Here is a 16,501-nt window from a genome sequence, read left to right on the forward strand (position 1 = left end):
TTATATTTATAGCCTGTTTAGCATTTTTTTTATCCTGAGTGCTACAACCCCTAATATAGCTTCTTTTATAATAGCATTACTCATTTTTGATTCCCCTTTTGTACGATCGGTAAATATTATGGGTACTTCTACAATTATAAAACCATTGGCAAAGGCGCGGTATTTCATTTCTATTTGAAAAGCATAACCTACGAATTTTATTTTATCAAGGTTTATTATTTCCAATACTTTTCGTTTGTAGCAAATAAATCCTGCTGTCGCATCGTGTATTTGCATACCGGTTATTATTTTTACATATACTGATGCGTAATAAGACAGTAACACCCGGCTCAACGGCCAGTTTACTACGTTTACTCCTGTACTGTAGCGCGACCCTATGGCAACATCCGCACCGTTAATGCAGGCTTTGTATAAACGTTCCAGATCTTGGGGATTGTGCGAAAAATCGGCATCCATCTCAAAAACATATTCATACTTCCTGCTTATTGCCCATTTAAAACCATGCACATAGGCTGTACCTAAGCCTGATTTGCCCGCTCTGACCTCGAGATGAAGCCTGTCTGCAAATTCATCCTGTAATGCTCTTACCTTTCCTGCTGTACCATCGGGCGAATTGTCATCTACTACCAACACGTCAAATTGAGTATCCAGCGCAAACACCGCCCTGAGTATGGTTTCAATATTTTCAATTTCGTTATACGTAGGAATTATAACAATGCCGTCATTCATTTAGTACTTGTTAATTTTGATGCAAAAATAATGCAATTCTAACGTCAGTTTCATAATTAAATTATAATAAATTTTTGACTATAAAAATTAGTAATTTTACACCCTATGGTTGATTTGATATTTAACGAACGGGGTACAGACGGTAAAGATTGGGCAACAATTCTTTTTGTCCTGTGCCTTGCATTGATAGCCGTAAATAAAACGGTATCGGGAAATCGTTTTAATGAATTTATCAAGCTTGGATATTCTGACAAATATATGAAGATATATAAAGACAGCAGCAATATACTGAGCGGGTTTACTATTTCTTTCTTTTTTATACAGCTTATATCCTTTACTTTCCTGGTGCAGTTCCTGCTGAGCTACTACGGTCTTGCCGAGAAAACAAGCTGGATTACCTTTATTCAGATACTTACTTTTATTGCTGTTTTTATACTTTCTAAATATCTTATTGAAAAGATAATAGCAACTTCATTCAATATTGAAGAGTTTAGCGAAACGTTTAATCTGCACAAGGTTAGTTACAGGGCTTATATAGGGCTTATATTGCTGCCTGTTAATATTACGCTTTTTTACAATAATGATCCTCAACCTTTTGTGATATATATCATTTTAGCCCTTATATTCATTACAAGTATTATTTCTTATTCCGTATCGTTAAGGTTACATCAAAATTTGATACTTGGCAAATTGTTCTATTTTATTTTATATCTTTGCACTCTTGAAATAGCACCCTATTATTTCATGTATTATTGGTTTACAAATAGTAAGTAAAAGAACACATTAAAATATGAAAGTGAAAACAATTTTGGTTTCACAACCGGAACCTAAAGTAGAAAATTCACCGTACTTTGAATTACAGCAAAAGCTGAAAGTGAAAGTAGATTTTAGGCCGTTTATTCATGTAGAGGGTGTAAGCGCAAAAGATGTGAGGCAACAAAAAATTGACCTTAATAAATATACCGCAATCATTCTTACAAGTAAAAACTCTATCGATCATTTTTTCCGTGTAGCAGAAGAAATGCGCTACAAAGTACCGGAAACCATGAAGTACTTTTGCCAGAGCGAAGCTGTAGCTTTTTACCTGCAAAAATATGTAGTGTACCGAAAAAGGAAAATTTATGTGGGTCAAAAAGACTTTGCCGATATGGCTCCGCTTATCAAAAAGTACAAAGACGAGAAGTTTTTACTCCCTGCATCCGACCAGATGAATGATGATATACCTCATACATTGGAAACTTTGAAAGTGAGCTGGACTCCCGGTATATTTTACCGCACTGTGATGAGCGACCTTAGCGACCTGAAAGATGTATATTATGATGTGTTGGCTTTCTTTAGCCCTACAGGTATTAAGTCGTTATTTAAAAACTTTCCTGACTTTCAACAAAACGATACCCGTATAGCCGTATTTGGCAGTACTACCCAAAAAGAGGCGCTTGACCATAACCTGCGTATTGATATTATGGCTCCCACACCGGACACGCCGTCTATGACAATGGCATTAGAAAAATATATTATAGAAGCTAATAAAGCAAAATAATTGCCTTATGATACAATATAAAAAGAGCTGCCTCTGTTGAGGCAGCTCTTTTTATTTTTGGGAAGTTCTGTACAATAAAAAACCGCCCCATCACAGGCGGTTTTTCGCATCTATTCTAAAATCACACTTATGCCAGTGGGGCACCTGCCAGAATTTCTTCATTGGCAAATTCCTCAAACTTGGCAAAATTTTTCCTGAATGCCTCAGCCAGTTCTTTCGCTTTAGCATCATAGGCATCTTTATCTTCCCATGTATTACGCGGATTAAGTATCTCTGATGGTACATTAGGGCAGCTTTGCGGTTTTGAAAGCCCAAATACTTTATGAATTTCAAAACCTACATTATCAAGCTCGCCGTTTAGGGCTGCTGTAATCATGGCTCTTGTATATTTTAATTTCATTCTGCTTCCGGTGCCATATGCGCCACCTGTCCAGCCTGTATTTACAAGCCATACATTAACGCCCGATTCTTTCATTTTAGCACTAAGCATCTCTGCATATTTTGTAGGGTGCAATGGCATAAACGGTGCCCCGAAACATGCTGAGAAGTTAGGTTGTGGCTCGTTTACACCCGCCTCTGTACCGGCAACCTTAGCAGTGTAGCCTGATATAAAATGGTAGGCAGCCTGACCCGGAGTAAGTTTAGATATCGGGGGCAGTACACCAAAAGCATCAGCAGTAAGGAAGAATATATTTTTAGGATTCTTACCTATAGAGTCCGGCTGTATATTATCAATATGATATATTGGGTAACTAACCCTTGTGTTTGGTGTTATAGAAACATCTTCGAAATCTACCTCGTTAGTACCTTCTTTAAAAATAACATTCTCTAATATTGCACCTCTTTTTATAGCTCTGAAAATGTCCGGCTCGTTCTCCTCCGTAAGATTAATTACTTTGGCATAACAACCGCCTTCAAAGTTAAACACAGTATTTTCATTCGTCCAGCCATGCTCATCATCACCAATCAGTTTACGCTCAGGATCAGCAGAGAGCGTTGTTTTACCCGTACCTGAAAGTCCGAAGAATATCGCGGTATCGCCATTCTCGCCCACATTAGCACTACAGTGCATTGGCAATGTATTTTTATCTACCGGCAAAATAAAGTTTAAGGCTGAGAATATACCTTTTTTCATCTCTCCTGTATAGCCCGTACCGCCTATAAGCGCTATTTTACGTGTAAAATCGAGTATTGCAAAGTTGTGTTGGCGTGTACCGTCTGTGGCAGGATCTGCCATAAAGCCGGGAGCACATACCACATGCCAGTCAGCAGTAAAATTTTCAAGTTCCGATTCGTCAGGACGAAGAAACATATTATAACAAAACAGGTTTGACCAAGGGTATTCAGTAACTACCCTTACATTAAGCCTGTAGTTAGGGTCGGCACACACATAGCTGTCGCGCACAAAAACCTCTTTATGAGACAGGTAGTCAGTTACTTTATTATAAAGAGCATCAAACTTATCACTGTCAAACGGGATATTCACATTTCCCCACCATACTTTATCTTCAGTAATACTGTCTTTAACAATAAATCTGTCCTGAGGCGACCTTCCGGTAAACTCTCCCGTATTAACTGCAAGAGCACCGGTAGAACTTTCTACCCCTTGTCCTTTTTCAATCGATATATCATGTAACTCATCGGGAGTTAACTGATACTTAACATTCGCGTTCTTAATTCCCATGCTTTCTAACGAAATCGTTTTCGTGAAAAGACCGTAATTCTCCATAACTTTAAGATTAAGTTGCATTGTTTCAAAGGGCAAATGTAAAAAATAATTTTATAGAATGTGTAGAATTACAATTAATTTATCCTTTTCGTTTAATTAAGTTTAATAATAATACTCCCCAAGCGGCAATTAATAATAATCCTCCAACAGGAGTAATAATACCTATTTTCCTGAAATCGAAAGAAAAAAGGGTGTTACAGGCTAAAAAATAAATAGATACCGAAAAGAATAATACTCCTGTTAACGTTAATATAAAAACGATTTTCTTTGTTTTTTCTGAAACCAGCGGGGTAGTACCTACAAACAATAAAAAAAGTGCATGATACATTTGGTATCGCACACCGGTTTCAAAAGTTATAAGCATCTCAGGTTCAATCAGTTTTTTTAAACCATGAGCACCAAAAGCGCCCAATGCTATTGCAATTATGCCTAACACTGCGGCTGCGACTAAAATTTTTCTGTTCATTTTCTTAGTAATTATACAGTAAAATTAAAAAGTTTACAGAAATTTACCCCATAAATATTTATATAAATATAACAAATTATTACTTTCGTGTTATAAATAGAAAGCTATGAGGAATATCTTAATTATTGGCGCAGGACGTTCGGCTACGTCATTAATAGAATATTTGTTGCAAAAATCGGAGTCCGAAAACTTGCATATCACCATTGCCGACCTTTCGGTAGAACTGGCACAAAAGAAAACTAAAGATCATCCGAGAGCTACTCCTGTTGCCTTTGATATTTTTAATGAGGCACAGCGCAATACTTATATAGGCAATGCCGACATTGTAATATCAATGCTGCCGGCGCACCTGCACTATGAGGTAGCAAAAGACTGCATTAAGCACAAAAAAAACATGGTTACGGCATCATACATCAGCCCTGCCATGAAAGAGCTTGATGCACAGGTGAGGGAAAATAACCTTATTTTTATGAATGAGATAGGTTTAGATCCCGGTATAGATCACATGAGTGCCATGAAGGTATTAGACGAAATAAGAGCTAAAGGTGGAAAAGTACTACTGTTTGAATCGTTTTGCGGCGGGCTTGTAGCACCGGAATCGGATAACAACTTGTGGAATTATAAATTTACATGGAATCCGCGCAACGTAGTATTGGCAGGGCAAGGTGGTGCTGCCAAATTTATTCAGGAAGGCAACTATAAATATATACCTTATAACAAACTGTTTCGCCGAACAGAGTTTATGGAAATAGAGGGTTTTGGTCGTTTTGAAGGCTATGCCAATCGCGACTCGCTAAAATACCGCAGCTTATACGGGCTTGACGATGTGCTTACACTCTACAGGGGCACAATGCGAAGAGTAGGCTACTCTAAAGCATGGAATATGTTTATACAACTGGGCATGACGGATGATACATATATAATGGAAGACTCTGAGAATATGAGTTATCGGGAATTTACCAACTCGTTCCTGCCCTACCACCCTACAGACTCTGTAGAGCTGAAATTAAGGCATATTTTAAAAATAGATCAGGATGATATCCAGTGGGAAAAGCTAATGGAACTCGATATTTTTAACCCTGATAAAAAAGTAGGGCTTCGGGATGCCACTCCGGCACAAATACTTGAAAAAATACTTTCGGACAAATGGACATTAAGCCCGGAGGATAAAGATATGATAGTAATGTATCATAAAATTGGTTATGAACATAACGGGATAAAAAAACAAATAGATGCCACTATGGTATGCATAGGCGAAGACCAAATTCATACCGCTATGGCAAAAACCGTAGGACTGCCCGTAGCCATGGCTGCACTGCAAATACTAAATGGCAATATTACTCTGAAAGGGGTACAACTCCCTATATATAAAGAAGTGTACGAGCCTATATTGAAAGAACTTGAAGAATTTGGAGTTATTTTCCATGAAAAAGAAGTTCCCTACATGGGGTATAACCCCAATAATGTAGCGAGCTGACTCTGATAACTAACCCGGCTTTTTTTAAACCTCCCAGTATAAATACTCGGGAGGTTTTTTTATAGAATTGAATGTATTTACGTGATTAAAAATACGGTATTTACACCTGATTATTTTCAATAATTTCGTCCTACCTTGCTGTTATCAATATATTGATTTTCAAAACAGTGGAAACAGAAACCACTTAAAAAAACGGGCGGTATCCGAAAAGCCACATGAGTAGGAAAAATTTAATTCAACAAAAAATTATGTCAACTAAAGAAGCAACAGAAACCCATGTTCTTGGAGGATGGTCTGCGTACCACAAATTAACTCCGGAAGACCGAAAAGTATTTGATGAAGCAATGCATGGCTTTGTAGGAGTAAAATACAATCCAATAGCTGTTTCAACACAAGTTGTAGCAGGAATGAACTATCGTTTTAAATGTGAAGCGTCTATGCCTCCTTCAGATGTGATTTGGGAAGCTATTGTAGAAATTTTCAAGCCTTTAAACGGTGCGCCATACGTTACCGGTATTGTAAGGCTATAATTAGTATCCATACATCCTTTATCGTTAACCGCCCTTTTGGGCGGTTTTTTTATAATTATCTCCCAAACACACATTACACTTTATATTATGTAAGTAAAAAATGTATTTTTACATAAAAACAGTAAGAGTATGAAAATAAATTCGCTGCAAATTGAAATAGATGGCATCGATAAAGAGATATTACGTAACCTGATGGAAGATGCCCGCAAGCCCATACTGCAAATAGCGGGAAAAATAGGAATATCTGGTGCAGCGATACATCAGCGATTACGAAAACTGGAACAGGCAGGAGTAATTTCCGGCTCTAAATTTATTGTAAACAATAAAGTGTTAGGTTACAGCACTATGGCGTTTGTAGGTATTTATCTGGATAAAGCCTCCAGCAACCCCGAAGCGGTTAAAGAACTCCGCAAAATACCCGAAGTACTGGAATGCCACTATACTACGGGCAACTGGTCGATACTCATAAAAATAATATGCCGCGATAACGAACACCTGATGCACCTGCTGAACACTAAAATTCAGCCTATTGATGGCGTATCGCGTACAGAAACCTTTATATCACTCGACCAACAGATAGAACGGCAGATACAACTGTAAGCCCCCTAAATCCGCAAAGGGGATTTTTCCCCTCCTCTGGAGGGGTTAGGGGTGGCCTAATCCCTCCTTCCGCCAAATACTAAAAACGCCCAGTATAACAGCGAGGCAAGTGCGCCAATTGCAGCCACTACATAGGTGCGTGCCGCCCATTTAAGCGAATCTTCCGCGCCGGAATATTCCTGCTGCGTAACCATATTATTGGTTTTTAACCATTTTAATGCTCTGTTACTGGCATCATACTCTACCGGAAGAGTTATAAAACTAAACAATGTGGCAAGCCCCATAAGTACCAATCCTGCAATGGCAATATAATAGCCAAAGCCCAGTTGCGAGCCTGCTCCCAGTATCAGCCCCACTATAATAAGCGGTCCTGCTAACTGTGATGACACACTTACCAGAGGCACAAGATTGGAACGAAACTGTAACATACCATATGCCGTAGCGTGTTGCACGGCATGCCCTACCTCGTGGGCAGCAACGGCAGCCGCAGCCGCATTGCGCTGGTTATAGACTGCTTCACTAAGGTTTACCGTTTTATTGGCAGGGTTATAATGGTCGGTAAGCCTGCCGGAGGTAGAAATTACCTTTACATCATAAATACCGTTGTCATGCAACATTTGTTGTGCAATCTCCGCTCCGCTCATTCCGTTGCGCAAGTGTACTTTGGAGTAATGTTCAAATTTTGATTTAAGCCTCGAGCTTACCGCAAAACTTACAAGGGCAATAAGCCCGAGCATTATATAATATCCTATCATTTTTAATTATTGTTTTTACAGGATATATATCAAATTTAAAGCCAATCTGTACAGATTGGCTTTAAATGAATTTTTGTCATAATTACCTATTGTTATAGTAAAAATGTAAGCTTGGCATAAAAACGCCCCTGCCCGTTTTCCTTAACAGTGTTTGTCACATCAGCTACTTCGCTGTCCCAGCTACCGCTTACTACCGCCCATTGATACCCTACATTCAGTTTTAAAGGGAATTCTGAGTTTTGAAAAGCTGCTACAGATACAGATGGACCCATAAACAATTGCTGGTTACTCAGGCTTATATGCCCTGAATGGAAAGCAGGATCAAGGTTATTAAGGTCTATTTCGTTGCCACGCGTGTAAAGGTCGAAAGTATTGGTGGTGTAAGAAATGTCAGCACCGGTACCTATGTAAAACCCGTTACTCCTAAAAGGTATGTACTGTGGTCTTAACGTTACACCTGCTACAACACCTCTTACCCTGTCGGTACTGGTTTTCTTATCAAAGTAATCCGTATGAAATTCCGTATCAAGCAATATTTTTTCCCAAGTCAGGTTATAACCGATACCGACCTCAAACATAGCATCCGGCAACTGTGGCATGCCTGAAGCCACAAGCTTATCGTTAATGTTGTAGTCATTCATGGTTCCTACACCAAACGAAATATAAAACCCTTTTCTGATAGGTTCTCCCGATTCTGTTGTTACTGCGTCTGTTTCCTGTGCGAATGCCGAGAAGGATGCAAGGCATATTGCTGTAAGTAAGATTTTTTTCATGTTGATTTTGTTTTAACTGTTATTTTTTGATTAATGATTTGATTCCCCATAACCAAACCCCGTGCCAAAAAATTCGTGTTAAATGTGTTAATTTAAAAAATAAAAAACGGCATGTTGATTTTCAACAACATACCGTTTTAAAATAATTTTTAAGGTGTACTATTACATCACAATATTAATAATCTTGCCGGGAACAACAATTACTTTTTTAGGCTGCTCTCCGTTTAGCTGCTGCGCTGTACGCTCATCGGCAAGGATTGTTTTCTCAATTTCATCCTTCGGCATATCCATAGGCAACTCTATCTTAAAGCGGGTTTTACCGTTAAACGATACCGGATATTCCTTACTGCTTTCTACCAGATATTGCGGGTTAAACTCAGGGAATGGTACTCTGGCAATACTGCCCTCATTACCTAACTGACTCCAAAGCTCCTCAGCAATATGGGGCGCATAAGGCGATATGATAATTGCCAATGGCTCCAGTATAGCGCGCTCGTGGCAGTTGGCAGCCGTAAGCTCGTTAACAGCTATCATGAATGAACTTACCGAAGTATTAAAAGAGAAATTCTCAATATCGTCCTGTACTTTTTTGATGGTGCGGTGCAATATTTTGTAGGCTTCTTTGCTTGGTTCGTTATCGGTAACAATAAGCCCGTTATCATCAAAGTATAACTTCCATAGTTTTTTGAGGAAACCGCTAACACCCGTTATACCTGCGGTATTCCAGGGTTTTGCCTGCTCTAACGGTCCTAAAAACATTTCGTACAAACGTAACGTGTCTGCACCATACTGCTCGCAAATATCATCCGGGTTTACTACATTATATTTCGATTTCGACATTTTTTCGACTTCGCGACCTACAATATATTTGCCGTTATCTTCAGTAATAAATTCGGCATCTTTAAACTGAGGCATCCAATTTCTAAGCTTTTCTAAATCAATTTCATCTGAAGCATTTACAATATTTACATCAACATGAATTGGATTAAAAATTATTTTACCTATTTCTATATTTCGCTCATACTTGAAAGTTGAATTCTCAAAAGGAGACAATGAAACTACTTTATCAAGAGTTTCTATAATTTCATTCTTTATTCTGCTTTGTAAATTACTAAAATCAATATCTATTATATTAAATGAACCATTTGTTAATTCGATCATTTTATTCTTTGAAAAGTAATATTTTGTCCCTAACGTCCCTTCTTGATAAGCCTTTAAAGGTGCTACTAAATTATCTTTAACTGCTAATTGGCGAGATTCTTCTGTAATATTATATTCTGCAACATACTCAACTGCTAACCTATAAACAAAAGCACTTTGCCCCAATATCATCCCTTGGTTAATCAGCTTTTTAAAAGGTTCATCTTGGTGTATAAAACCCCTGTCTTTTAAAAACTTATTCCAAAAACGGCTGTATAGTAAGTGCCCTGTAGCATGCTCGCTACCGCCTATGTATAAATCTACGTTTTGCCAGTATTGCTCTGCCTCCGCCGATACAAATGCCTCATTATTATGGGCATCCATATAGCGCAGCCAATACCACGAGCTGCCTGCCCATCCCGGCATAGTGTTTAACTCTAATGGGAAAACGGTTTCAGCATCCCCCGTGCCCTCCTGCGGAGGGGCTACTACGGTGTTGGTTTTGGTGTCCCAATACCATTCTTTGGCGTTGCCTAATGGCGGTTGCCCGTCTTCGGTTGGCAAATATTTTTCTACCTCCGGTAAGCGTATGGGTAAATGTTCGGCAGCTATCATTTGCGGTAAGCCGTTTACATAATATACCGGAAACGGCTCTCCCCAATAACGCTGACGGCTGAATACGGCATCGCGCAGGCGGTAGTTGGTTTTACCCTTGCCCTGCCCTATGGCTTCCAGCTTTTCAATAACCTTTTTAGTCGCTGTTTTATAGTCTAACCCATCCAAAAAATCAGAGTTCTTTAGTGTAAAGCCTCCTTTTTCGGTAAAAGCACCATCCTCAAGCGAGTAGGGCTTTTCCTCCCCCTTCTGGGGTTGGGGGGCAAATATATCTTTTATTTCAATATCAAAATGTTTCGCAAAGTCATAATCGCGTTGGTCGCCCGCAGGTACCGCCATAACTGCTCCTGTTCCGTAGCCTGCCAGTACATAATCGCCTATCCAAATCGGCACAGGCGCTTTGGTAAACGGATGCTCGGCATACGCCCCTGTAAATACCCCTGATATGGTTTTTACATCTGCCATACGCTCGCGCTCGCTACGCTTTGCCGTTGCTTCTATATATTGCGTTACTGCTGCTGCCTGTTCGGATGTGGTTATTTCGGCAACCAGTTCGTGCTCTGGTGCAAGTGTCATAAAACTTACGCCAAAAATGGTATCAGGGCGGGTGGTAAACACCTCTATTTGCCTCACCCCCAGCCCCTCTCCGGCGGAGAGGGGAGCCGGACTGTCTTTATACGATTTTCTTTCGCTTAATACTTCTTTAATTTTTGAGGTTACCGCATCTATATCATTCAGTACCTCATCATTAGTAAACCGAATTACTTTGAAGTTGTACTTTTGTTCCAGTTCCAACGTGCGGGTTTCATCCAGTTCAGCTTGTTCGTCAGTACTATGATAAACGCCATCAACTTCAATTATCAGTCGCTTTTCAAGGCAAACAAAATCGGCTATATAACTCCCAATAGGATGTTGCCTCCTGATTTTATAATCTAATTTCCTGTTACGCACAGCTTCCCAAAGTAATGCCTCGGCAGGTGTAGCCTCTTTTCGGTTATTACGCGCATTGGCTACAAGTTGTTTTGCCATGCTGCCATCGGCAGTCATATATCCGGGTGTCTTTTGGACAGATGGGTTGCTCGTTCCCCTCTCCGTTGGAGAGGGGTTAGGGGTGAGGATGTTAAATGTAACCGATGCTCCTACCGATTTTCCTATCCAGTTACGCTGACTTTCTTTAAGCGATTCTGTCCAGTCGATAGTATCTAACCCCTGCAACAACCTTTCGGCATACGCTGATATGCGCATGCTCCATTGTGTCATCTTTTTACGGATAACAGGATACCCTCCCCTTTCGGATACTCCGTTTACTATCTCGTCATTGGCTAAAACCGTTCCCAGTGCAGGGCACCAGTTTACTTCGGTTTCGGCAAGGTAGGTAAGCCTGTATTGTAGTAGTATTTTTTCTTGTTGCTCCTTGCTGTAACCGTTCCATTCGTCGGCTGTAAAAGCAGTAATGTTATCATCGCATACGGCATTGATGCCTGCATTACCATTTACCTCCAACTTGGCAATCAGCGTACAAATACTTTCAGCTTTATCGGTATCGTTATTATACCATGAGTTGAACAACTGGATAAATATCCATTGTGTCCATTTATAATATTCAGGGTCAGAAGTACGTACCTCTCTGTCCCAATCGAATGAGAAACCAATCTTGTCTAACTGCTCGCGGTAACGGGCAATATTGGTAGCGGTGGTAACCGCCGGATGCTGCCCCGTTTGTATGGCATACTGCTCGGCAGGAAGCCCGAAACTGTCATACCCCTGCGGATGCAACACATTAAAACCCTGATGGCGTTTGTAACGCGCATAAATATCCGATGCGATATACCCCAGCGGATGCCCTACGTGCAGCCCCGCCCCTGATGGGTAAGGAAACATATCGAGCACATAATATTTCGGTTTATCCGTGTTGTCCTCTGCTTTAAAGGTCTTGTTGTCTGCCCAGTATTTTTGCCACTTGGCTTCTATCTCGTTGGGATTGTATCGCATATTGAGTTGTAAAGTTGAAAGTCATAAAGTTTTAAAAGCTGCCTGACAGCTTAAAAAAAAGCAAATTTACGTTTATTGTACGAAAGTCAAAACTTTGCCCGTTATAAACTATGTTTAACAAATTTCTTTATTATTTTTACCGCTAAATTATAAACTATGGCATCATCTTTTGAAAAATTCCAAAAAAGACGGCTTATTTCTTCTTATTTTTCTGTGGTACTCAGTATTTTCATTGTGCTTACGCTCCTGGGAGCTTTAGGGCTTTTTGTTATTAATACCGAAAAGATATCCAGCTATGTAAAGGAAAACATCCCGATGACGGTATTTTTTAAAAAAGAAGCTAACGACAGCATCATGCAATCGTTTGGCGAAGAGCTTAAAAATGCTCCTTACATTAAGGATTATGTTTATGTTTCTAAAGAGGAGGCTGCACAGAACAATAAGGATATTATGGGCGACTATGAAAACCTGCTGGACAGCAACCCGTTACTCAACTCTTACGACATTCACCTGAAAGGTGGTTATGTACAAACCGACAGTATTAAAAATATTGAAGTAGCCCTGAGAACTAACCCTATGGTAGCCGATATTACCTATGATCTTGTACTGGTAGAAATGGCTAACGATAATATAAAAGTTATTACCTTCTGGATATTGGTTATAAGCGGCATCCTTGCCTTTATAGCCATGCTGCTCATCAACAGTGCATTAAGGCTATCCATATACAACCATCGCTTTACAATAAAAACTATGCAAATGGTAGGTGCTACCAAATCATTCATTCGCAGACCGTTTGTATGGCGAGGCATTAAGCTGGGGCTTATAGGCTCTTTACTTGCTATTGGCGTGCTTATGTGGCTTGTGTATTATGTTGATGCGGCACTGCCGGTGCTCAACATTTGGGAAGACTGGATGCCTACAGCTATTGTATTTGGCGGAGTGCTTGCCTTTGGTATTATCATTACCGCAATAAGTACTTTTTTTGCCACCCAGCGTTTCCTGAATTTAAGAACAGATGACCTTTATTAAGGCAATAGCCATAAGCAAAAAGGCAATAGTAAAAATCTAAAAACGAAACTGATGAAAAACAACAACGAGATAAAAACCCATTTCCTTTTTGAGAAGGTTAATTATAAAATATTACTGATAGGTTTAGGCGTAATTGCACTTGGTTTTATACTTATGGCAGGCGGGGGCAGCGACGACCCAAAAGTTTTCAGCGATGCTATCTTTAATTTCAGGAGAATACGCCTTGCGCCTACAGTAGTAATTATAGGCTTTGGTATTACTATTTATGCGATACTTAAAAATCCGTACGGGAAAAACGTTCCTGAAACAGAAGTAGCCGAAACTTTCCCCGAAGATAAAGCCATTAAGAACTTTAAAAATAAGAAAAAATAAATGGAGTTTTATCAGGCTATTATCATTGCAATTATTGAAGGACTTACGGAGTACTTACCTGTTTCATCTACCGCACACATGATTTTTGCCAGTTCGTACTACGGCATACAGGAAGACGATTACGTAAAACTGTTTCAGGTATCTATACAATTTGGCGCCATACTCGCAGTAGTGGTTTTATACTGGAAAAAGTTTTTCGATTTTACCAAATTCAACTTTTACATAAAACTGGCTCTGGCAGTAGTACCCGCTCTTGTATTGGGACTTTTGTTTGACGACCTTATAGAAGAAGCTTTGGGCGACCCTATACCCATTGCCATAGTACTTATTGTGGGTGGTGTGATACTCCTGTTTATCGAAAATTTCTTTATCAACCAACCCATACAAAAGGAAGAAGATATAACCCGAAAGAAAGCCATAACCATAGGTTTTTGGCAGTGCCTTGCCATGATGCCCGGCACGAGTCGTTCGGCTGCCTCTATTATCGGCGGTATGCAACAGGGGCTTACCCGCGAAACCGCAGCAGAGTTTTCCTTTTTTCTTGCAGTACCTACTATGGCTGCTGTTACTATCTATTCCGTTTTCCTGAAAACGTATGAGCAAAGTCAGCTAAAGGGTTATGAATTACTAATGGAGTCGCCGGATAATCTTAAAATGTTCCTTGTAGGTAATGTAATTGCTTTTATTGTGGCTATTATTGCTATAAAAGGCTTTATAGGCTTTATCAAAAAATATGGCTTTAAACCTTGGGGCTGGTACAGGATAATAGCAGGCGCACTGCTGCTTGCCTACTTTACAACATACAAATAATCCCGAATTGACGACACCCGAAGCATTTACCGAAGGAAAAATACTGCTTATAGACAAACCGCTAAAGTGGAGTTCTTTTCAGGCGGTTAATAAAATAAAATGGAGCTTAAAAAAACATTTGGGCTTAAAAAAAATAAAGGTAGGACACGCGGGTACGCTCGACCCTCTGGCAACGGGGCTACTGATAGTTTGCACCGGTAAATTTACCAAACGCATTACCGAGTTGCAGGGCATGGAAAAGGAATATACAGGTACTTTTTACATGGGTGCAACAACTCCGTCTTATGATTTGGAAACCGAAATAGATGCTACTTTTCCTACTGAACATATTGATGAGAACCTCATCAACGAAACAGTAAAACAATTTTTAGGAGAAATAGATCAAAAGCCTCCTATTTTCTCCGCTATAAAAAAAGATGGTAAGCGACTGTATGAACACGCCCGTAAAGGTGAAGAAGTGGAAATTGCCTCGAGAAAAACTACCATACACGAGTTTGAAATTACCCGTATAGCATTACCCGAAGTAGATTTTAGAGTAGTTTGCAGCAAAGGTACTTATATTCGCTCGCTGGCACATGATTTTGGTATAGCCTTACAATCGGGTGCACACCTTACAGCGCTAAGACGTACTAAAATTGGCGAATTTTCGGTTACAGATGCAATAGATCCTGAAACGTTTGAAGATGAAGTTAAAAGCTAAAATAGTATCACTTTTTTTGATTGCGGTTGCTTTTTCTGCTTTTTCACAAAAAGTGGATTTGCAGGATGGCGATCTTCTTTTTCAGGATATGGATTGCGGTCCGCTATGTGATGCTATAGAAGCAGTAACCGAAGGTTATAACGGGAATGATTTTAGCCACATGGGCATGATATATCATAAAAATGATATGCTGTATGTTATAGAAGCAGCAGGCAGCGCAGTACGGCTTACTACACTCGAAAAATTTTCAGAGAACACCGCAAAACCCATGTATGTAGGCAGGCTGAAAAAACAATATAATAACCTGATACCTTTAGCTATTTCATTTTCATTACAGCAAATGGGTGTACCCTATGATGATGAGTATGTATATGATAATGGTAGCTATTATTGTTCCGAGCTTATATATGATGCATTTTTGTTTGCCAATTCAGGCAAGCCGTTTTTCAGGCTCTACCCCATGACGTATAAACAACCTGATACCAACGAGTTTTTTCCTGCGTGGGTAGAGTATTATAAAAGCATCGGTGCGGCAATACCCGAAGGCTTACCGGGATGTAACCCCGGTGGTATATCGGTTTCTGATAAAATTGAGATTATCGGTACAATACCAACAGGTAATAATTAATTCTTTTCTGCTTCTTCCAGCAACTCTATTATTTCCTGCATGGTACTTATACCTTTATCATGCAAATACCATTTTTGCAACTCAGTTTTAGCCTCTTGGTTAATTACACCATGCTTTGCCTTATAATCTTTTATCAGTTGCGTGGCTCCTGCCGGGCGTGGTCCCCAATTGCCCAAAACAGTATTATTTTCAGGATCTACCAGTATTAATTTTGGTATAGACCTGCTGCCGTTAGTAAGAAAACCATCCATCAATTCGCTATTCTCATCTCTAAGCACAATACGCAAATCTATCAAATCATTTTCCTGCGCCATCTTTTCCATAATAGGCAATATTTGGGCAGCGTCGCCACACCAGCCTTCGGAGAGCACCAAAAAAATGTAATTCTTTTTAATTGCTTTTAACTTCTCTGTTATTTCAGGCGTTATTTTCAGGGTTTTCTCCAGTCGGTTCATACGGACTTCATTCAGAGTACTGTAATGGGTAAGGTCTTCAGATTGTGTATTGCCCGTAGATAAACCTTCTAATAGTAACTGTGCAATATGATTTCTATATTCAGAATAAGAGTAACTTTTCTCTAAGCTGTTAGTAATAAGCGGGGTTTGCATGGTGTTAT

General features: G+C 39.6%; 16 protein-coding genes and 1 pseudogene. 10 read left to right on the forward strand and 7 right to left on the reverse strand.

Annotated features, from left to right (window positions below; genetic code table 11):
* Positions 1-6 precede the first annotated feature (6 nt).
* Positions 7-729 carry a polyprenol monophosphomannose synthase gene (locus E0W68_RS02470; RefSeq protein WP_135217813.1) on the reverse strand — a complete coding sequence of 241 codons (723 nt, stop codon included), beginning with the start codon at positions 727-729 and terminating at the stop codon, positions 7-9.
* Positions 730-834: 105 nt separating this feature from the next.
* Between E0W68_RS02470 and E0W68_RS02475 the strand changes: the two genes are divergently transcribed.
* Positions 835-1,503 (forward strand): DUF4271 domain-containing protein, encoded by a 669-nt coding sequence (locus tag E0W68_RS02475; RefSeq protein ID WP_135217814.1) that lies wholly within the window; start codon positions 835-837, stop codon positions 1,501-1,503.
* Between the two features lie 16 nt (positions 1,504-1,519).
* Positions 1,520-2,269: a uroporphyrinogen-III synthase gene (locus tag E0W68_RS02480; protein WP_135217815.1), complete on the forward strand. Its 750-nt coding sequence runs from the start codon at positions 1,520-1,522 to the stop codon at positions 2,267-2,269.
* Positions 2,270-2,396: 127 nt separating this feature from the next.
* On the opposite strand, the gene pckA is transcribed toward E0W68_RS02480, so the two are convergent.
* Together pckA and E0W68_RS02490 are read right to left on the reverse strand one after the other, a co-directional pair.
* On the reverse strand, positions 2,397-3,998 hold the full coding sequence (pckA, locus tag E0W68_RS02485) for a phosphoenolpyruvate carboxykinase (ATP) (RefSeq protein ID WP_135217816.1): 1,602 nt from the start codon (positions 3,996-3,998) through the stop codon (positions 2,397-2,399).
* 79 nt (positions 3,999-4,077) lie between these two features.
* The gene (locus tag E0W68_RS02490; protein WP_135217817.1) at positions 4,078-4,464 is read right to left on the reverse strand and encodes a DUF423 domain-containing protein; all 387 of its coding nucleotides are present in this window, start codon (positions 4,462-4,464) and stop codon (positions 4,078-4,080) included.
* A gap of 106 nt (positions 4,465-4,570) precedes the next feature.
* Here E0W68_RS02490 and E0W68_RS02495 point away from each other — a divergent pair, with 106 nt between their 5' ends.
* The 3 genes from E0W68_RS02495 to E0W68_RS02505 all read left to right on the forward strand — a co-directional run bounded on the left by E0W68_RS02495 (position 4,571) and on the right by E0W68_RS02505 (position 7,071).
* Complete coding sequence (locus E0W68_RS02495; RefSeq protein WP_135217818.1) at positions 4,571-5,941, forward strand: saccharopine dehydrogenase family protein; 1,371 nt, start codon at positions 4,571-4,573, stop codon at positions 5,939-5,941.
* A 248-nt stretch (positions 5,942-6,189) separates the two neighbouring features.
* Entirely contained in the window at positions 6,190-6,471 is a 282-nt protein-coding gene (locus E0W68_RS02500; RefSeq protein WP_135217819.1) for a hypothetical protein, read from the forward strand.
* Between the two features lie 129 nt (positions 6,472-6,600).
* On the forward strand, positions 6,601-7,071 hold the full coding sequence (locus E0W68_RS02505) for an Lrp/AsnC ligand binding domain-containing protein (RefSeq protein WP_135217820.1): 471 nt from the start codon (positions 6,601-6,603) through the stop codon (positions 7,069-7,071).
* Positions 7,072-7,127: 56 nt separating this feature from the next.
* Here E0W68_RS02505 and E0W68_RS02510 read toward each other — a convergent pair whose 3' ends face one another.
* The 3 genes from E0W68_RS02510 to E0W68_RS02520 all read right to left on the reverse strand — a co-directional run bounded on the left by E0W68_RS02510 (position 7,128) and on the right by E0W68_RS02520 (position 12,346).
* The gene (locus E0W68_RS02510) at positions 7,128-7,826 is read right to left on the reverse strand and encodes a zinc metallopeptidase (protein ID WP_135217821.1); all 699 of its coding nucleotides are present in this window, start codon (positions 7,824-7,826) and stop codon (positions 7,128-7,130) included.
* A 92-nt stretch (positions 7,827-7,918) separates the two neighbouring features.
* Positions 7,919-8,599: a hypothetical protein gene (locus E0W68_RS02515; RefSeq protein ID WP_135217822.1), complete on the reverse strand. Its 681-nt coding sequence runs from the start codon at positions 8,597-8,599 to the stop codon at positions 7,919-7,921.
* 162 nt (positions 8,600-8,761) lie between these two features.
* Positions 8,762-12,346 (reverse strand): leucine--tRNA ligase, encoded by a 3,585-nt coding sequence (locus E0W68_RS02520; protein WP_135217823.1) that lies wholly within the window; start codon positions 12,344-12,346, stop codon positions 8,762-8,764.
* A 156-nt stretch (positions 12,347-12,502) separates the two neighbouring features.
* Between E0W68_RS02520 and E0W68_RS02525 the strand changes: the two genes are divergently transcribed.
* From E0W68_RS02525 to E0W68_RS02545, 5 genes and pseudogenes are all read left to right on the forward strand, one after another.
* A complete protein-coding gene (locus E0W68_RS02525; protein WP_135217824.1) occupies positions 12,503-13,375 on the forward strand; it encodes a cell division protein FtsX in 873 nt (290 codons plus the stop codon).
* Positions 13,376-13,426: 51 nt separating this feature from the next.
* Positions 13,427-13,660 (forward strand): annotated as a pseudogene (locus tag E0W68_RS02530) (DUF3098 domain-containing protein); the annotation flags it as partial.
* Between the two features lie 87 nt (positions 13,661-13,747).
* Positions 13,748-14,557, forward strand: coding sequence for an undecaprenyl-diphosphate phosphatase (locus E0W68_RS02535; RefSeq protein WP_135217826.1), 810 nt, complete (start codon positions 13,748-13,750; stop codon positions 14,555-14,557).
* Between the two features lie 7 nt (positions 14,558-14,564).
* A complete protein-coding gene (truB, locus tag E0W68_RS02540) occupies positions 14,565-15,257 on the forward strand; it encodes a tRNA pseudouridine(55) synthase TruB (protein WP_135217827.1) in 693 nt (230 codons plus the stop codon).
* Positions 15,241-15,885 carry a YiiX/YebB-like N1pC/P60 family cysteine hydrolase gene (locus tag E0W68_RS02545; protein ID WP_135217828.1) on the forward strand — a complete coding sequence of 215 codons (645 nt, stop codon included), beginning with the start codon at positions 15,241-15,243 and terminating at the stop codon, positions 15,883-15,885. Before truB ends, E0W68_RS02545 begins: the two co-directional genes overlap by 17 nt.
* Here the strand turns inward: E0W68_RS02545 and E0W68_RS02550 are convergent.
* Positions 15,882-16,493, reverse strand: a complete 612-nt coding sequence (locus E0W68_RS02550) for a thioredoxin family protein (RefSeq protein WP_135217829.1) — start codon at positions 16,491-16,493, stop codon at positions 15,882-15,884. The genes E0W68_RS02545 and E0W68_RS02550 overlap by 4 nt on opposite strands.
* Positions 16,494-16,501 lie beyond the last annotated feature (8 nt).

Source organism: Flavobacterium salilacus subsp. salilacus (assembly GCF_004634195.1).
Classification (GTDB): domain Bacteria; phylum Bacteroidota; class Bacteroidia; order Flavobacteriales; family Flavobacteriaceae; genus Flavobacterium; species Flavobacterium salilacus.